The following is a 1,407-nucleotide window of genomic DNA, read 5'->3' as shown; positions in this document are numbered from 1 at the left end:
CTCGATGCCCGACCCGCACCCGGCCGCGCTGTTCGCGCACGTGTACGCGGAAGAGCACGCCCCGCTGGCCAAGGCGGAGCATGACTACCTGCAATACCTTGAAGGCTTCGAGACGGGGGAGGGCCGATGAGCCGCAGCTCAATGATCCAGGCGCTGAACAGCTCACTGCGCGATGCGATGAGCCAGGACGACAAGGTGGTGCTGCTGGGCGAGGACATCGGCACCCTGGGCGGGGTGTTCCGGGTGACCGCCGGGCTGAAGGACGAGTTCGGGGCCGAGCGGGTGATCGACACCCCGTTGGCCGAATCCGGGATTGTGGGTGCCGCGATCGGGCTGGCCTACCGCGGGTACCGCCCGGTGGTGGAGATCCAGTTCGACGGGTTCACCTACCCGGCTTTTGACCAGCTGGTTTCTCAGTTGGCCAAGATGCACTACCGTTCCCGGGGCCGGGTGAAGATGCCGGTTACCGTGCGCATCCCGTACGGCGGGGGCATCGGTTCACCGGAGCACCACTCCGAATCCCCGGAAGCCTACTTCGCGCACACCGCCGGGCTGCGGGTCTATGCCCCCTCCAGCGTGCAGGACGCGTACTCGATGCTGCGCCACGCGATCGCCAGTGATGACCCGGTGATCTTTTTTGAACCCAAGCGCCGCTACCACGAAAGCGCCCAGATCGAGTGGGAGGCGGCCGAGCCCGGTCCGTTGAAGGCAAAGATCGTTCGCCCCGGACAGGACGCGACGGTGATCGGCTACGGGCCAACGGTGTACACCATCACCGAGGCGGCGCAGGCCGCCGAGGATGAGGGAATCAGCCTGGAGGTCATTGACCTGCGCAGCGTGGACCCGCTGGACATGGACACCGTGGTTCAGTCGGTGAAGCACACCGGCAAGGTCGTGATCGTGCACGAGGCCGGCCCGACCGCCGGAATGGGGGCGGAAATCGCCACCCAGATCACCGAACGCTGCTTTGACTACCTGGAGCACGCCCCGGTGCGGGTCACCGGCTTCGATATCCCCTACCCGCCCTCACGATTGGAGAAACACCACCTGCCGGATCTGGATCGCATCCTGACCGGCGTGGACACCGTCATGCGCCGCAACGAATCCGCCCACCAGGTGAGTGCCCTATGAACGCCACACAGATTTTCAAGCTGCCCGACCTGGGCGAAGGACTGACCGAATCCGAGGTGCTGAACTGGAAGATCCAGGTCGGCGAGCAGGTGGAGCTGAACCAGGTGATCGCCGAGGTGGAAACCGCCAAGGCCGTGGTTGAGCTGCCCTCCCCGTACTCGGGAGTGGTGGAGCAGATCCACGCCGAGGCCGGGGAAGTGGTCCCGGTGGGCAGTCCGCTGGTGACCTTCGGCGACGGGGCCGGGGGCGCTGGCCAGGCTCCTTCCGGCGCGGACG

2 protein-coding genes are annotated in these 1,407 nt (G+C 66.3%); both read left to right on the top strand.

Annotated elements, in window-relative coordinates:
- Window positions 1-126: 126 nt before the first annotated feature.
- Entirely contained in the window at window positions 127-1,131 is a 1,005-nt protein-coding gene (locus JCM19049_RS14260; protein ID WP_054821905.1) for an alpha-ketoacid dehydrogenase subunit beta, read from the top strand.
- On the top strand, window positions 1,128-1,407 hold a 280-nt coding region (locus JCM19049_RS14255; protein WP_304488862.1), incomplete at its 3' end, for a biotin/lipoyl-containing protein. The genes JCM19049_RS14260 and JCM19049_RS14255, both read left to right, overlap by 4 nt.

This window comes from Arthrobacter sp. JCM 19049 (assembly GCF_001310435.1).
This window is presented reverse-complemented; position numbering and strand designations above follow the sequence as displayed.